Here is a 14,315-nt window from a genome sequence, read left to right on the forward strand (position 1 = left end):
CTATCAATCCGGCTGAAACGGCGAAGCACTGAGGATCACTCCGGTCTCTTCCACATACCGCTGCCAATGCCCGATCAAGTCAGTGAGTTTCTGCGGCTGACTCAACGCCAGATCATGAATCTCCCCTGGATCGCTCGCCAGATCATAAAGCTGCCAGGTCGCTGGCCCGACCGGTCCGGGAATCCACACGGCTTTCCACGACCCTTGGCGAATCGCCCGACGTCCGAACAATTCCCAACCGGTGACCGTATGCTCGTCATGCACCTGCGCGGTCTCGCCGGACAGGAAGCCCAGCCACGACTTGCCGCGCAGTGGCGCCACCGCTTTGCCTTTCCACTGTTTGCCCGGATGCCGCACGCCAGCCAGATCGAGAATGGTCGGGGTGATATCCATCACCGTGCCGAAACCATGGCTGATCTGCCCTTTGAGCGGCAGTTGCGGATAGTGCAGCAGCGCCGGCACGCGGATCCCGCCCTCGGTGGTGAAAGCCTTGAACAAGCGTGACGGCGCGGTTGCCACTTGCGCCCAGTTCGGCCCGTACCAGACGTAGGAATTGGCCCGGCCGATGTTGTCGAGGCTGTTGTCGTAATGCTGGTTGAGGTAGGTCATCAGCTCCGGGCCGAATTTGGGGAACGCTTCCAGCAGCGCGCCTTCGGCACCGTTGTCGGACATGAACAGGATGAAGGTGTTGTCGAGCTGGCCTTGCTGGCGCAGGTAATCGACGACCCGGCCGATGTTCCAGTCCATGCGCTCGACCATCGCCGCGTAGACCTCCATGGCTCGTGCGGAAATCTGCTTTTGCTCATCGCTCATCGCGTCCCACTGCGCGCTGAGCTGAATCAGCGGGTGCGGTTCGACGTCTGCCTCGATCAGACCCAGTGCCTTGAGTTTTTCCAGGCGTTCGAGGCGCAGCACTTGTGGGCCGGCGTCATAGCGGCCACGGTATTTCTCGACGATCTCGGCCGGTGCCTGCAGCGGCCAGTGCGGCGCGGAGAAGGGCAGGTAAGCGAAGAACGGCCGGGTCTGATCGCGTTCCTTGAGGTACTGCAGCAGCTTGTCGCCGAAGGCATCGGAGGAATAGAAATCCTTCGGCAACTCGTCAACAAACTGATCGTCCTCGATGTACAGCGCCGGGGTGGATTTCAGCAGGCCCGGCGTTTGCTCATCGTAGGTCGGCTCGAAACCATAGTGGTTGGCAGCGCCCGGCAACAGTGAAAACGAGCGCTCGAAACCGCGCGCATGGGGCGCCAGTTCAGCCTTCAGACCCAAATGCCATTTGCCGCTCATCAAGGTTTGATAGCCGGCCTCGCGCAGCAGCTCGGGCAGGGCGACGACGCGGTCATTCAGGTAGCCTTCGTAGCCAGGTTTGCCGATCAGTTCCGGGGTCAACGCTTCGGCCATGGTGCCGATGCCGGCGATGTGGTGATCGGTGCCGGTCAGCAGCATCGAGCGCGTCGGCGAGCAGGTCGGTGCGGTGTGGAAATCGGTCAGGCGCAGGCCGTTCTCGGCCAGCGCATCGAGGTTCGGCGTAGCGATTTCGCCGCCGAACGCACCGATGTCGGAAAAGCCTAGGTCGTCGGCCAGAATCACTAGAAAGTTGGGACGTTGCGGCATCGCGAAACTCCTGTTCAGCAGGCAATGAACGTCAGCGGCAGATCGCGGATCTGCACCGGTGCGCTCGGTTGGTAATGGTCATCACTGGTCAGCTCGTGCAGCAGTTCTTCGCGCAGCTGATGAAAGTCGTAACTGCTGCGCTGGCGCGGGTGCGGCAGGGCGATGTCGACCACTTGCTTGATCCGCCCCGGACGCGGCTCCATCACCACCACGCGATCGGCCAGAAAAATCGCTTCCTCGACATCGTGGGTCACCAGAATCGTGGTGATCTTTGCTCGTTCGCGGATTGCCAGCAGTTCGTCCTGCATTTGCTGGCGGGTCAGTGCGTCGAGGGCGCCGAAGGGTTCGTCGAGCAACAGGATTCGCGGGCTGGCGACGAGACCGCGAGCAATCGCCACGCGCTGCGCCATGCCGCCGGAGAGTTGATGCGGATAGGCCGCGGTGAAATCGCTGAGGCCGACCAGCTCGATAAAGTCTTTGATGCGTTGTTGTTTCTGCGCTCCGCTCAGCGGTTCATTGACCAGACCGAGGCCGATGTTGTCGGCGACCGTCAGCCACGGAAACAGACGATGTTCCTGAAAGACGATACCGCGCTCGCCGCCGATGCCGCTGACGGCCTTGCCATCGACACTGATCTGTCCGCGAAACTCGGTGTCGAGGCCGACCAGCAAACGCAGCAAAGTGGATTTGCCGCAGCCGCTGGAGCCGACGATGGCGACGAATTCGCCCTCGGCAATGTCCAGGTTGAATTCGCGAATCGCCTCCAGTTCGAAACCGTTGACGGCGAAGGATTTGCCTACGTGGTTGAAGCTGACAATCGGTGCGTTCATGCGTGTCTCCAGCGGGTCGCGCGAATTTCCAGGCGTTGGCCGATCAGGTTGAGCAGGGCGCCGGTGAGGCCGACCAGCAGCATGCCGGCCATGATCAGATCCATGCGCAACAGCTGCTGCGCGCCGATCATCTGGCTGCCGATGCCGCCATTGGACGGCATGAAATATTCAGCGCCGATGGTGCCGAGCCAGGCGTAGATCAGGCTCAATCGCAGCCCTGCGAAAATCCCCGGCGCAGCGCCGGGCAGCACCAGTCGACGCAGGCGCTGGCCGAGCCTCAGGCGCAGCACTTGCGCGGCTTCGTTGAGTTGCGGCGAGAGATTGGCGACGCTGCGCTGGGTGGCGACGAACAGCGGGAAGAAGGCGGCGAGAGCGACGAACACCCACTTGGCCAGTTCGCCGAGACCGAACCACGCGGTGAGCAGTGGCACCCAGGCGAAAATCGCAATCTGCCGCAGTGCGGCGAGTGTCGGGCCGAGCAGGCGTTCGCTGAAACGCGACAGGCCGAGGAGCAAGCCCAGGGCGAAACCGAGGCCGCCACCGATCAGCAAGCCGCCCAGGGTGCGGCTCAGGCTCAGCGCCATGCCGTTGACCAGCGTGCCGTCGAGCAGTCCGTCCCACGTCGTGCTCAGCACAGCCAAAGGGCTGACCAGAATATTTGCATCGACCCACTGTTGCTCGTTGGCCAGTTGCCAAAGCGCCAACAAGCCCAGCGGCAACAGCCACGGTTGCAGGCGTTGCCAGCCCTGATAGCGCGGGCCGCGAGTGATTTGCGCGGTGGCCGGGTGCGGCCAGTGCACCAGTCTGCGGTCGAGCAGGCCGATGCCGCGATCCATGGCCACACCGATCAGACCGATGACCACGATGCACACGAACACGATGTCGAGCATGAACAGCTGCCGCGCCCAGACCATCAGATAGCCGATGCCTTCACTGGAGGCCAGCAGCTCGACCGCCAGCAACGAGGTCCAGCCGGCGGCGAGTGCCAGGCGCACGCCAGCCATGAACGCCGGCAGCGCAGCGGGAAGCACCAGACGACGAATCAGCAGACGCGGCGGCAGGCGCAACACGGCGGCGGCTTCGCGCAGTTTCGGTTGCGCATCGCGCACGCCAACCAGTGTGTGCAAGGTCACCGGCACCACAATGGCCTTGATCAGCACCACCAGTTTCAGCACTTCGCCGATGCCGAAGAACACCATGAACAGCGGAATCCACGCCAGCGTCGGCACCTGCGCCAATCCAGCGAATGTCGGAAAAACCAGGCGCTCCAGACGTCGACTGAAGCCCAGTGCGGCGCCAAGCACCGCGCCGGTCGAAACGCCTGCCAACAAGCCCCAGAACAACCGTTGCAGGCTGATCCACAAATGACTCCACAACTCGCCTTGGGCCAGTTCCACAGCGCTGCTCCACACCAGCGATGGCGCCGGCAGGATCTGCTCGCTCATCCACTGATTGCGCGCGGCCAGCCACCACAGGACGAACAGGCTGACGGGTAGCAGCCAGGGCAAAAGGCGTTGATTCAGGCTCGGCCAGGTGCGACGGCTTTTCAGCGGCGGCGCGGCCAGCGGCAGGCTGAGCAGAGATTGACGGGCCATGGGTGACCTCCGTTGTCGGGTTGCATGGCGAACCGCTTTTCATGTGGGAGCGAGCCTGCTCGCGAAATGGCTGTTTAAGGCAGCATTGATGGCGGCTGGCATTGGCCTCTTCGCGAGCAGGCTCGCTCCCACATTGGGTTTCGTCATATATGAAACTGATCTAACAGCGTTGCGTTAGATGCTATCGGGAGATAAGCGAATCCATTTAAGGCTTGCCTGCTTACGCGCATCCAATGCATTCGAAGAATATTTTCGATGCTGTTAATGCATATCGCGCTGCAAACCGCACACGCCCTCGCTTAGCTCATATGGATATAAAAATGTGCATTTATAGTATTTAAGTGAAGGTGTGCATCCGGCCTACTTTCGGCTCCTCAGCGATCAAGGAGCCGCACCCATGAACCTTCCCTTCAAACGAATCATCAGCCTGCTGGCCGCCCCGGCGCTTGCAGGCTTTCTTGCGCTTGGCGCCCAAGCCGAAGAACTCAAGGAAATCCGCATCGCCGTGCCCGACCTCAGCGCCGGCACTCAACACAGCGGCGGCGGCATCGTCGATGTGCTGCGCGATCAGCAGATCTTCGAAAAGGCCTTCGCCGAGCAGGGCATCAAGATCCAGTGGAGTTTCTTCAAGGGCGCCGGGCCGGTGATCAATGAGGCGTTTGCCAATGGGCAGGTCGATCTGGCCTATCTCGGTGATCTGGCCGCCATCATCGGCAAGTCCAACGGTCTGGACACGCGCCTGCTCAGCGCGACGGCGCGTGGGGTCAAGCAATACCTCGGCGTGGTGCCCGGCTCGGGGATCAAGACCTTGCAGGATCTCAAGGGCAAACGCGTGGCGATCTTTCGCGGGACGGCGACGCAGCTGTCGCTCGATGCGGCGCTCGCCAGTCAGGGCCTGAGCGAGAAGGATCTGAAGGTCATCAATCTGGATTTCAACGCGGCGGTTTCGGCACTCGCGGCCAAGCAGATCGATGCCTCGTGGGGCAGCTCCGCGCTGAGTGCCTTGCAAGCCAAAGGCCTGGCGGAATTGCCGCTCAACACCAAGGACCTTGGCGGCGCTGGCAGCGTGCAGGCGGTGCTGCTGGGTAATGGCAAGTTTGTCGACGCCCATCCTGAGGTCATTGCGAAACTGCTCAAGGCGCAGCAGCAAGCGGTCGAGTGGCTGACGCAGGACAGCAACAAGGACGCCTATGTGCAGCTGGTATCAGGGCTGGCCAGTTATCCGCCGGTGATTCTTGCTCAGGATCTGAAGGATCAGAATCTCAGCGAGATTTTCCCGTCGACACTGGATCCGGTGTTCTTGAGCGGCCTGCAAGACAAGGTCGACCTGGCGGCGCAGCAGAAGCTGATCCGCAAGCCGTTCAAGGTCAGTGATTGGGTGGCGCCAGAGCTTTCTGCAGCCAGGCTTTAGCTTCCAGATCGTTCCCACGCTCCGCGTGGGAATGCAGCCGAGGACGCTCCGCGTCCTTTGTGACGCAGAGCGTCACGGGATTCATTCCCACGCAGAGCGTGGGAATGATCGGCGTGTGCCACGAAGGTTTTCAGACGGCGACGCTGACGTCCTGCCGATCCACCGCAATCAACGTCTCGATCATTGCCCTCGCTGCTGGTGATAGTCGAAACCCGGTGCGGCTGACGATGCCGCAACGGGCGTTCATGCTTTCGAGGTTCTGCGGCAGGTTGCGCCAGTGCAGCAGCACCAGCGAGCCCTTGGCGACATCCTCGGCAAACGCCTCCTCGGTACCGACACCTATCGCATTGGATTGCAGCACCACTTTGACCAGTGCCGGAAAGTGCTCGGTCTCGATGGTCGGCGAGAAATCGATGCGCCCGCTCAGGTTCGCCAGCAGCTTGCGAATGCCCGGCGGGATCAGTGTGGCGGCCAGCGGGTAGTCGAACATGTCGTTGGTCGACAGGCTTTCCTTGGCCAGCAACGGATGCCCCGGTCGGCAGAAAAACACGCCGCGCTTGGGCGTCAGCGGTTGCGTCTGGAAATTCGGGTCGGACTCGAAATGGCGGATGTCGGCGATGAAGAATTCGATCTCTTCGCGGCTCAGCGCACGGCTGAGTTTTTCCCAGTTATCCACTTGAAAACAGGTGCGCACTTTCGGGTGCGCATTGATGAACTGCGCCACCGCATCCGGCACCAGTTTCACTGCCGGCGCCGGGCCGCAGCCGAAGTGCACTTCGCCAGCGTCGAGCTTGGTCATCTGCGTCACTTCGGCGCTGAGCAAAGCTGCGCCCTGCACCAGGCTCAGGGCGTGTTGCAGCACCACCTGGCCTTCGGGCGTAGGGCGCAGATCCTTGTTGCCGCGATCGACCAGCACGCAACCGAATTCCTGCTCCAGCCCCTGAATGCTGCGGCTGAACGCCGGTTGAGTGATGCCCATGGCGTCTGCCGCACGGACAAAACTGCGGTGTTCGTTAAGGGCGATGAAGTAGCGCAACTGGCGAAGATCCATATGCTTTTCCGGCATCCTAAAAATAGCTCGAAGGCATTTGCGACGAGGGTTGCTTGAGGTTTTAAATGCAAGCTCTTATTCCGTCAACGAAGCATGTGATTATCTATTAGATGTAAATGGAATATAGATAGAGCGTTGTTTCGCTGCCGTCAAAACCGCAAGCCGTCGATGAGGGTCTTCCCATGAGCAATGCCGCACTCGCTGTAAAACCCGTTTCTCACGCGCTGGAAATTCACCCGGTGGCCGGTCGTATCGGTGCCGAAATCCGCGGCGTTCACCTGTCCGGTGAGCTGGACGCCGCCACTGTCGAAGCCATCCAGCAAGCCTTGGTCGAATACAAAGTGCTGTTCTTCCGCGAGCAGACGCAACTCGACGATCAGCGTCAGGAAGCCTTTGCCCATCTGCTTGGCGAACCGGTGGCGCACCCGACCGTGCCGGTGCGTGAAGGCACTCGCTACCTTCTGGAGCTGGACGGCGCCGAGGGCCAGCGCGCCAATTCCTGGCACACCGACGTGACCTTCGTTGATGCCTATCCGAAAGCATCGATCCTGCGCTCGGTGGTTGCGCCGGCATTCGGCGGCGATACGCTGTGGGCCAACACCGCGACCGCTTACAGCGGTTTGCCGAGCGAGCTGCGTGAGCTGGCCGACAAACTGACCGCTGTGCACAGCAACGAGTACGACTACGCCGGGGCGAAGCCGGACGTCTCGGCAGAGAAGCTGGAGCGCTATCGCAAAGTCTTCACCTCGACCGTCTACGAAACCGAGCACCCGGTGGTGCGCGTGCACCCGATCAGCGGCGAGAAGAGCTTGCTGCTGGGGCATTTCGTCAAACGCATCAAAGGTTATTCACAGGCCGATTCGGCACACCTGTACGGCTTGCTGCAGAGCCATGTGATCCGCCAGGAAAACACCGTGCGCTGGCGCTGGCAGGCTGGAGATGTGGCGATCTGGGACAACCGCTCGACGCAGCATTACGCGATTGATGATTACGGCACCCAGGATCGCGTGGTGCGCCGGGTGACGCTCAAGGGCGAGGTGCCGGTGGGGGTGAATGGGCAGCGCAGCCAGACCATCAAAGGTCGTGATTGAAGATCAAGAGCCCCTCACCCCAGCCCTCTCCCAGAGGGAGAGGGAGCCGACCGAGTTATCTCGCGTTATGCATCGACCTGAAAGACCTTATCGATTATGGATTCGGTGAAGCTGGATCAGGTCGGTGCACCTCTGAAATATCCCCCATTCAGTCCCCTCTCCCTCCGGGAGAGGGTTAGGGTGAGGGGCTCTTCCCGCTACCAAACACCAATCTGAACCACCTTCTCGGTTTCCGGTTCGCCATAACGAAACCGCTGCCCGCGCAAATCGATCTCCGGATGGCTGATCGTCGTCCGCCGCTTCAACCCCCTCATCCACTCAAACAGATATCCGGCATGCTCCTCGCGCACCGCCGCGTATGCCGGGTCCTCACCCAGATCATTCAGCTCCTGCGGATCATTCAACAGATCAAACAGCTGCGGTCTAAACCCGTCGTACGCCAGGTATTTCCAGCGCTCGCTGCGCACCATGGTCATGCGGCAACGGTCGATCGGCTGGCCGAGACGTTCCCGCGCCGGGGCCTGGAAGGCGTAGTCGTATTCGCTGATTGCATAGCGGCGCCAATCGGGATTTTCCCCGTGCAGCAACGGGATCAATGAACGCCCTTCAAGCCGATGCTCTGCTGCTGGCAATCCCAGTGCTTGAAGAAATGTCGGCAGCGCATCGATGGTTTCTGCCAAGCGCTCATCGACAGTGCCGCGAGTGACATCCGCCGCCCCCCGAGGATCGCGCACGATCAACGGCACACCCACCGCCTGCTCCAGCAAAAACTCCTTCTCGCCGAGCCAATGATCGCCGAGGAAATCGCCGTGATCGCTGGTGAACACGATCAACGTGTCATCCCAGCGCCCGTTGCTCTGTAGAAAATCGAACAGTCTCCCCAACTGATCATCCACTTGCTTGATCAGGCCCATGTAGGTGGGGATTACATTCAATCGTACTGAATCGCGGGAGAAGTTGCGGCTTTCCTCATGTTGGCGAAAGGCTGTGTATACGGGGTGTTTGCTGGCTTCGGAGAGCGTCGCGCGGATCGCTTCGAGAATCGATTTCGTACTGTACAGGGCGTGGTACGGTGTCGGTACGATGTAGGGCCAATGCGGTTTGATGTACGAGAGGTGTAAACACCAGGATTTCTCGCCTTGCTCGGTGATGAAGTCGATGGCGCGATTGGTAGTGTAGACAGTCTCTGAGTGTTGCTCGGGAATTCGTGCTGGCAAATTCGCATGACGCATTTTCCAGCCGCTGAGGATTTCACCGTTCTCGCCTTCGGCGGCATTCGCCCAGTCGTGCCAGGGATTCTTGCCATCGAAGCCCTGCGCGCGCAGGTATTGGGTATAGGGCGCGGATTCGCGCTTGTCGTCGAATGACGGATCGTCGGGGTAGATACCGTCGTGGCGCAGGTAGGGTTCGAAGCCGACCTCATTGAGCAACTCGGCTTGCGCGCTTTGCGGGTTGATCGCCAGCCGCTGCAAGGCGTCGACGTTGGCCGTCGCATGGGTCTTGCCGACCAGCGCGGTGCGGATGCCGTGAGGTCGCAGGTAATCGCCGATCGTCAATTCATCCAGCGGCAACGGCACCGCGTTCCAGGCAACTTGATGGCTGCTCACATAGCGCCCGGTGTAGGCCGACATCCGCGACGGGCCGCAGATCGTGCCTTGGGTGTAGGCACGGCTGAAACGCACCCCTTGAGCTGCGAGGCGATCGATATTCGGTGTATGCAGATGCGGGTGTCCGTAGCAGGACAGGTAATCGCGGCGCAGTTGATCGCACATGATGTACAGCACGTTGCGCACGGGGTTGGATGGGGTGGGCATGGAGTTCACCGGTCAGTGGGACAGGTGAGGGTTTTCGCTGTCGGTGAGGGTGTTCGGCAAGTGCATTTGGGGAATGAGTTTTATGCAGGGTATGCATTGGTGCCTGCGCTGCCGCTATCGCCGGCAAGCCAGCTCCCACAGGTAATGGGGGGTTCACATTATTTGTGCTCGGCGTGAACCATGTGGGAGCTGGCTTGCCAGCGATAGCGGTGGATCAGACAGCGAGATTCTGCAGCGAACAAACCTCCTCATCATGCTGATCAATCTCTTTGATCTGCTCGATCATCGCTTCGGCTAACGGTGACAACCGATACCCGGCGCGGCTGACAATCCCATAGCGGGTGTACAGCTCCTCCAGATCATCCGCCAGGCCTTCGATCTTCAAACAGACCAGCTCACCCTTGGCCAGATGCAGCGCATCGGAATACGCGCCGACAATTCCGATCGCCTCCGAACGCAGCACCACGCTCAACAGCGTCGAACCGTTTTCGCATTCCACATTCGGGGTGAAATCAGGGCGGCCGCTGAGGTCGACGATGACCTTGCGCAGGTTCGGCGGGCGAATGCTTACGGCCAGTGGATAACTCAGCAATTGCTCGGCAGTGATGCGTTCAAACGCCGTCAGTGGATGCCCGGCGCGGCAGCAGAAATGCCATTTGCGTGCCCGCAAGCGGTAGGTCTGGTAATCCGGATCGGCCTCGAATTGCCGGGTATCGGCGACGAAGAATTCGAACTCTTCGCTGAGCAGGCGTTTGCTCAGGCTCTGCCAGTCATCGACCAGAAACTGTACGCGCGCCTTCGGGTAGCGGCCGATGAATGCGCCGATCGCGCGCGGGATCAATCCGGCGGCTGGCGCCGGCCCGCAACCAAAGCGCAATTCCCCGGCCTCGAGGCCATTGAACTGGCTGATCTCATTGGCCATCTGCTGCGCACCGCTGACCAGTCGCCGCGCATGTTCGAGCAGCACATGGCCCTGTTTGGTCGGCGGCAATTCCTTGCGCCCACGGTCGACCAACTGGCAGCCGACGCTGTGTTCCAGTGCTTGGATGCTGCGGCTGAATGCCGACTGCGACAGGTTCACCGCCTGCGCGCCAGCGACAAAGCTGCGTTGCTCAACCAGAGCGATGAAGTGACGCAATTGGCGCAAGTCGATATGCATTTTTCACATAAAAAATATCCGGGAAATGCATTGGATATGCATTAGGTCGACTCCTTATAAAGGCAATCTCTTATGCAGTAAATATTTGTAAATCCATAAATAAATAACTGAAAAGAATATGCAGCACTGAAGATGTCTGTGTGTTTTTTGACCAGGAGCCGCGCCATGAGTCCGTTGAATCTCGCGTTACCCCCATCTCCCCGACGGCTCAAACGCCTGCCTTTGGCGCTGTTGCTGGCAGGCAGCGCCAGCTGGACTCACGGCTATGCCGCCGAAGCCGAAACCCCTCCGCCCGTCCCCGCAGACACAGCGGCGGCCAACGGTTCGCAGCTGGAAACCGTGACCGTCACCACGCGCCGCCGCGAAGAAAGTTCGCAAGACGTGCCGACGCCAATGAGCGTGGTCAGCGGGCAGAATCTGGAGACGCAACGGGTTTACCGGATTCAGGATTTGCAGCAACTGGTGCCCAGCGTCAACGTCGCTTACATGCATGCGCGGCAGTCCAGCGTGTCGATCCGTGGCCTCGGTAACAACCCGGCCAGTGATGGCCTGGAAGGCAGCGTTGGCCTGTACATCGATAACGTTTATCTGGGCCGTCCGGGTATGGCAGTGTTCGACTTGATGGATATCGAGCAGCTTGAGGTCTTGCGCGGGCCGCAGGGCACGCTGTTCGGCAAGAACACCACCGCCGGGGTCATCAATATCAGCACCCGCGCGCCCAGTTTCACGCCTGAGCGCAGCATCGAAACATCGGTCGGCGAGGACGGTTATTTCCAGACCAAGGGCACGATTTCCGGGCCGCTCAATGATGAGTTGGCCGGACGTTTTTCCGCCTATCGCACGCGCAGTGACGGCGACATCAAGAACGAATATGACGGCCACGACCTCAACGGCGGCTCCCGCGAGGGCTTCCGCGCGCAGCTGTTGTTCAAGCCCAATGAAAATTTCAATCTGCGCTGGATCGGCGATTACAACGAAGAAGATTCCAGTGCCGGCACCCGCGTGCTGTACAACACCGGGCCGACCATCAACGGCGTCAATCTTTATGAATCGCGGGCCAGCGCGGCCGGGGCGACGCTGGTCAACGGCCGGCATCGCAAGGTCAATCTCGATAACGACCAGCACGTCACCGTGCATCAGGGCGGCACGTCGGTGGAAGCCAATTGGACGTTGCCGAGCGACTTCACCCTGACGTCGGTCAGCTCTTATCGTTTCTGGAATTTCACCCCGCGCAATGACGATGGCCTCAACGTGCCGGCCAGTTACAACGCCGGCGTGTCGGTGGAAGACAAACAGTATTCGCAGGAATTTCGCCTGGCCTCTCCCAAGGGCGAGTTCTTCGATTATGTGGTCGGCGCCTACTATTTCGGCTCGGACCTGGACAACAAATCCTTCGCCTATTACGGCCCGCAAGCGGATATCTGGAACGGCACGCCGGCAGGCGCCCTGGCCAACGTCAGCAGCGTCGGCAACGGCCATATCAAGACCGACAGTTTCGCCCTGTTTGCCCAAGGCACCTGGCACCTGAGCGAGCGGCTGGATTTCACCGCCGGGGTGCGTGGCACCTACGAGGAGAAAAACGCCTCGGTCAGCCGCAACGCGCCGCTCGGTGGCGTGGCGGTGGCGGGTGCGGCAGCCAATGCGCGTCGGGGGCGTGCCGGCGTCTACGATTCCGGAGACTTGAATCAGTACAGCTCCAGCCCCTCGGGACTGCTCAACCTGAGCTATCGCATCACCGACGATGTGCTCGGTTACGCTACGCTGTCCCACGGCGAGAAATCCGGCGGGGTCAACCTTGCGGTCGGCTCCGCACCTACCGCTGGCGCCGACTCGTTATTGATCGGCACCGAGCGCGCCAACAACGCCGAACTCGGCTTCAAAAGCACCCTGTGGGATCGCCGCCTGCAACTCAACGCCAACGTGTTCTGGACCCAGGTCAACGCTTACCAGACCAACGCCTACGACGCCGCCAACCGCGTGCAATACCTGACCAACGCAGGCTCGGTGCGCTCGCGCGGCATCGAGTTCGAAAGCACCTTGGTGCCGCTGCGTGGCCTGACCCTGAATTTCAACGGCTCCTATAACGACGTCAGCTACCTCTCGTACAAGGATGCGCCATGCCCGCCGGAGGTCAGCCAGGCCCCGGGTGCGCCGGCCTCCTGCGATCTCAGCGGCCATCAAGTGGTCGGCGCGTCGAAATGGATCGGCAACGCCAACGGCGAATACAAATGGAATCTGGATAACGGCTTCGAACCCTACGTCACCGGCAGCTATGCGTTTCGCTCCAAAGCGGTGGGCACGGTCGAGGATTCCGATTACGGGCAGATACCCAGTTACGCGGTGGTCAACCTTTCCACCGGCCTGCGCGGCGATTTCAATCAGGGCCAGTGGGATGTCTCGCTGTGGCTGAAAAACGCCTTCGACAAAACCTACTACACGACTCTGTGGACCGGCGGCAACGGCGGCTATGAAGGCCTGCTCGGCACCCCGCGAACCCTCGGCGTTACCGGTCGCTACGACTTTTAATTGAGCTTTCAAGGCGCTGACCTGGACATGGCCGTTCAACCAATCCTCAGCGGCGCCGGCAAGCAGACGCAGCTGATCGACAGCGACGGCGGCAATCGCGCCTAACATCGGCATTCAGCGAACCAAAACCAGCCTTTTAAGGCGTTAACGGATGCCGTAGCCGAATACTTTTCATGCGGTAAAAGCATGGCGTTTATGGCAGATCGCTGCAGCCCTTGTAGTGCGCGGCTTCGGTAAAAACGGACGATTTGTATATTCCTTGAAGGCCTATGGATAACGTTAAAGATTACTTTCGGTGATAAGCGTCCACAGCCAATGATTGCCCCATCGACTACGCCGTGGGGGCTTCAAGAATGGCGGGTCGATCGCTTTGGCTCGTAGAACGGAAAGAGACCGCAGGGAGTTGAACAATGGGCAATGTCCAGACCGCCGCCAGCGCAGGGGAATTGCTGTGGCGGCACACGCCGAGTGGCGAACTGGTCGATCTTGGCCGGCCGCACCGGGTGCCGTTGGGGCAGTTGCGTTTGCAGCGTGCGCCCAAGGGCATTTTGAGTCGGCGCGAAACCCTTCTGCTCGGTGTGCTCGCGTTGATTGTGCACGGTGCGGTGATTTATTGGGTCAGCCAGAAACCGACGCCGGTGCTGCCGGTGGTACCGCCGGAAATTCCGCCGATGACCATCGAGTTTTCACGCCCGGCTCCGCCCGCGCCGCCGGTTGTGGTGCCGCCACCACCGGCGCCCGTGGTCGAGCCGCCACCGCCAGTGGAGGACGAGTTGGCGGTGAAACCGCCGCCGCCCAAGCCGATCGCCAAACCCAAACCGGTGGTGAAACCGCCGCCCAAACCGGCGCCGAAGGCAGTAGAGCAACCGCCAGCGCCAGCGAAACCCGCAGCCCCGGTCGCCGCTCCAGCGCCTCCTGCGCCACCGGCACCGGCGCCTGTTACTCCGGCTTCAGCCAACGCTGCGTATCTGAAAAATCCGGCGCCGGAATACCCGTCGCTGGCCCAGCGGCGCGGTTGGGAAGGCACGGTGTTGTTACGGGTGCATGTGTTGGCCAGCGGCAAACCGGGCGAGATCCAGATTGCCAAAAGCAGTGGTCGGCAACAGCTCGACGATGCGGCGCTGAATGCCGTCAAGCGCTGGAGTTTCGTCCCGGCCAAGCAGGGTGATGTCGCCCAGGACGGCTGGGTCAGCGTGCCCATCGATTTCAAGATTCATTAAACCG

At 60.8% G+C, this 14,315-nt stretch carries 10 protein-coding genes; 4 read left to right on the forward strand and 6 right to left on the reverse strand.

Features of this window, described 5'->3' with window-relative positions; translation table 11 throughout:
* Positions 1 to 3: 3 nt before the first annotated feature.
* Genes FEE99_RS05485 through FEE99_RS05495 form a run of 3 tightly spaced genes read right to left on the reverse strand, consistent with a single transcriptional unit; the run spans position 4 to position 4,039 of the window.
* Positions 4 to 1,614, reverse strand: a complete 1,611-nt coding sequence (locus FEE99_RS05485; protein WP_041477444.1) for an arylsulfatase — start codon at positions 1,612 to 1,614, stop codon at positions 4 to 6.
* A gap of 14 nt (positions 1,615 to 1,628) precedes the next feature.
* On the reverse strand, positions 1,629 to 2,444 hold the full coding sequence (locus FEE99_RS05490; protein ID WP_041477445.1) for an ABC transporter ATP-binding protein: 816 nt from the start codon (positions 2,442 to 2,444) through the stop codon (positions 1,629 to 1,631).
* Positions 2,441 to 4,039, reverse strand: a complete 1,599-nt coding sequence (locus FEE99_RS05495) for an ABC transporter permease (RefSeq protein WP_041477446.1) — start codon at positions 4,037 to 4,039, stop codon at positions 2,441 to 2,443. Before FEE99_RS05495 ends, FEE99_RS05490 begins: the two co-directional genes overlap by 4 nt.
* Before the next feature lie 397 nt (positions 4,040 to 4,436).
* Between FEE99_RS05495 and FEE99_RS05500 the strand changes: the two genes are divergently transcribed.
* On the forward strand, positions 4,437 to 5,450 hold the full coding sequence (locus tag FEE99_RS05500) for an ABC transporter substrate-binding protein (RefSeq protein WP_041477447.1): 1,014 nt from the start codon (positions 4,437 to 4,439) through the stop codon (positions 5,448 to 5,450).
* A gap of 130 nt (positions 5,451 to 5,580) precedes the next feature.
* Here the strand turns inward: FEE99_RS05500 and FEE99_RS05505 are convergent, their stop codons facing one another.
* Positions 5,581 to 6,501, reverse strand: coding sequence for a LysR family transcriptional regulator (locus FEE99_RS05505; protein WP_041477448.1), 921 nt, complete (start codon positions 6,499 to 6,501; stop codon positions 5,581 to 5,583).
* 182 nt (positions 6,502 to 6,683) lie between these two features.
* Here FEE99_RS05505 and FEE99_RS05510 point away from each other — a divergent pair, with 182 nt between their 5' ends.
* The gene (locus FEE99_RS05510) at positions 6,684 to 7,592 is read left to right on the forward strand and encodes a TauD/TfdA dioxygenase family protein (protein ID WP_041477449.1); all 909 of its coding nucleotides are present in this window, start codon (positions 6,684 to 6,686) and stop codon (positions 7,590 to 7,592) included.
* Positions 7,593 to 7,789: 197 nt separating this feature from the next.
* Here the strand turns inward: FEE99_RS05510 and FEE99_RS05515 are convergent, their stop codons facing one another.
* Both FEE99_RS05515 and FEE99_RS05520 read right to left on the reverse strand, forming a co-directional pair.
* Complete coding sequence (locus FEE99_RS05515) at positions 7,790 to 9,406, reverse strand: alkaline phosphatase family protein (RefSeq protein ID WP_041477450.1); 1,617 nt, start codon at positions 9,404 to 9,406, stop codon at positions 7,790 to 7,792.
* 214 nt (positions 9,407 to 9,620) lie between these two features.
* Positions 9,621 to 10,565 carry a LysR family transcriptional regulator gene (locus tag FEE99_RS05520; protein ID WP_041477451.1) on the reverse strand — a complete coding sequence of 315 codons (945 nt, stop codon included), beginning with the start codon at positions 10,563 to 10,565 and terminating at the stop codon, positions 9,621 to 9,623.
* A 165-nt stretch (positions 10,566 to 10,730) separates the two neighbouring features.
* Here FEE99_RS05520 and FEE99_RS05525 point away from each other — a divergent pair, with 165 nt between their 5' ends.
* Together FEE99_RS05525 and FEE99_RS05530 are read left to right on the forward strand one after the other, a co-directional pair.
* Positions 10,731 to 13,091 (forward strand): TonB-dependent receptor, encoded by a 2,361-nt coding sequence (locus FEE99_RS05525; RefSeq protein WP_041477452.1) that lies wholly within the window; start codon positions 10,731 to 10,733, stop codon positions 13,089 to 13,091.
* A 410-nt stretch (positions 13,092 to 13,501) separates the two neighbouring features.
* Entirely contained in the window at positions 13,502 to 14,311 is an 810-nt protein-coding gene (locus FEE99_RS05530) for an energy transducer TonB (protein WP_041477453.1), read from the forward strand.
* The last annotated feature ends 4 nt before the right edge of the window (positions 14,312 to 14,315 follow it).

Source organism: Pseudomonas sp. ef1 (genome assembly GCF_007293365.2).
In the GTDB taxonomy this organism is placed as follows: Bacteria; Pseudomonadota; Gammaproteobacteria; order Pseudomonadales; family Pseudomonadaceae; genus Aquipseudomonas; species Aquipseudomonas siliginis.

Coding starts and splice junctions, on each gene's coding strand:
- FEE99_RS05490 (WP_041477445.1), bottom strand. CDS start 2,444: ATGAACGCACCGATTGTCAGCTTCAACCACGTAGGCAAATCCTTCGCC.
- FEE99_RS05520 (WP_041477451.1), bottom strand. CDS start 10,565: ATGCATATCGACTTGCGCCAATTGCGTCACTTCATCGCTCTGGTTGAG.
- FEE99_RS05510 (WP_041477449.1), top strand. CDS start 6,684: ATGAGCAATGCCGCACTCGCTGTAAAACCCGTTTCTCACGCGCTGGAA.
- FEE99_RS05530 (WP_041477453.1), top strand. CDS start 13,502: ATGGGCAATGTCCAGACCGCCGCCAGCGCAGGGGAATTGCTGTGGCGG.
- FEE99_RS05495 (WP_041477446.1), bottom strand. CDS start 4,039: ATGGCCCGTCAATCTCTGCTCAGCCTGCCGCTGGCCGCGCCGCCGCTG.
- FEE99_RS05500 (WP_041477447.1), top strand. CDS start 4,437: ATGAACCTTCCCTTCAAACGAATCATCAGCCTGCTGGCCGCCCCGGCG.
- FEE99_RS05525 (WP_041477452.1), top strand. CDS start 10,731: ATGAGTCCGTTGAATCTCGCGTTACCCCCATCTCCCCGACGGCTCAAA.
- FEE99_RS05515 (WP_041477450.1), bottom strand. CDS start 9,406: ATGCCCACCCCATCCAACCCCGTGCGCAACGTGCTGTACATCATGTGC.
- FEE99_RS05505 (WP_041477448.1), bottom strand. CDS start 6,501: ATGGATCTTCGCCAGTTGCGCTACTTCATCGCCCTTAACGAACACCGC.
- FEE99_RS05485 (WP_041477444.1), bottom strand. CDS start 1,614: ATGCCGCAACGTCCCAACTTTCTAGTGATTCTGGCCGACGACCTAGGC.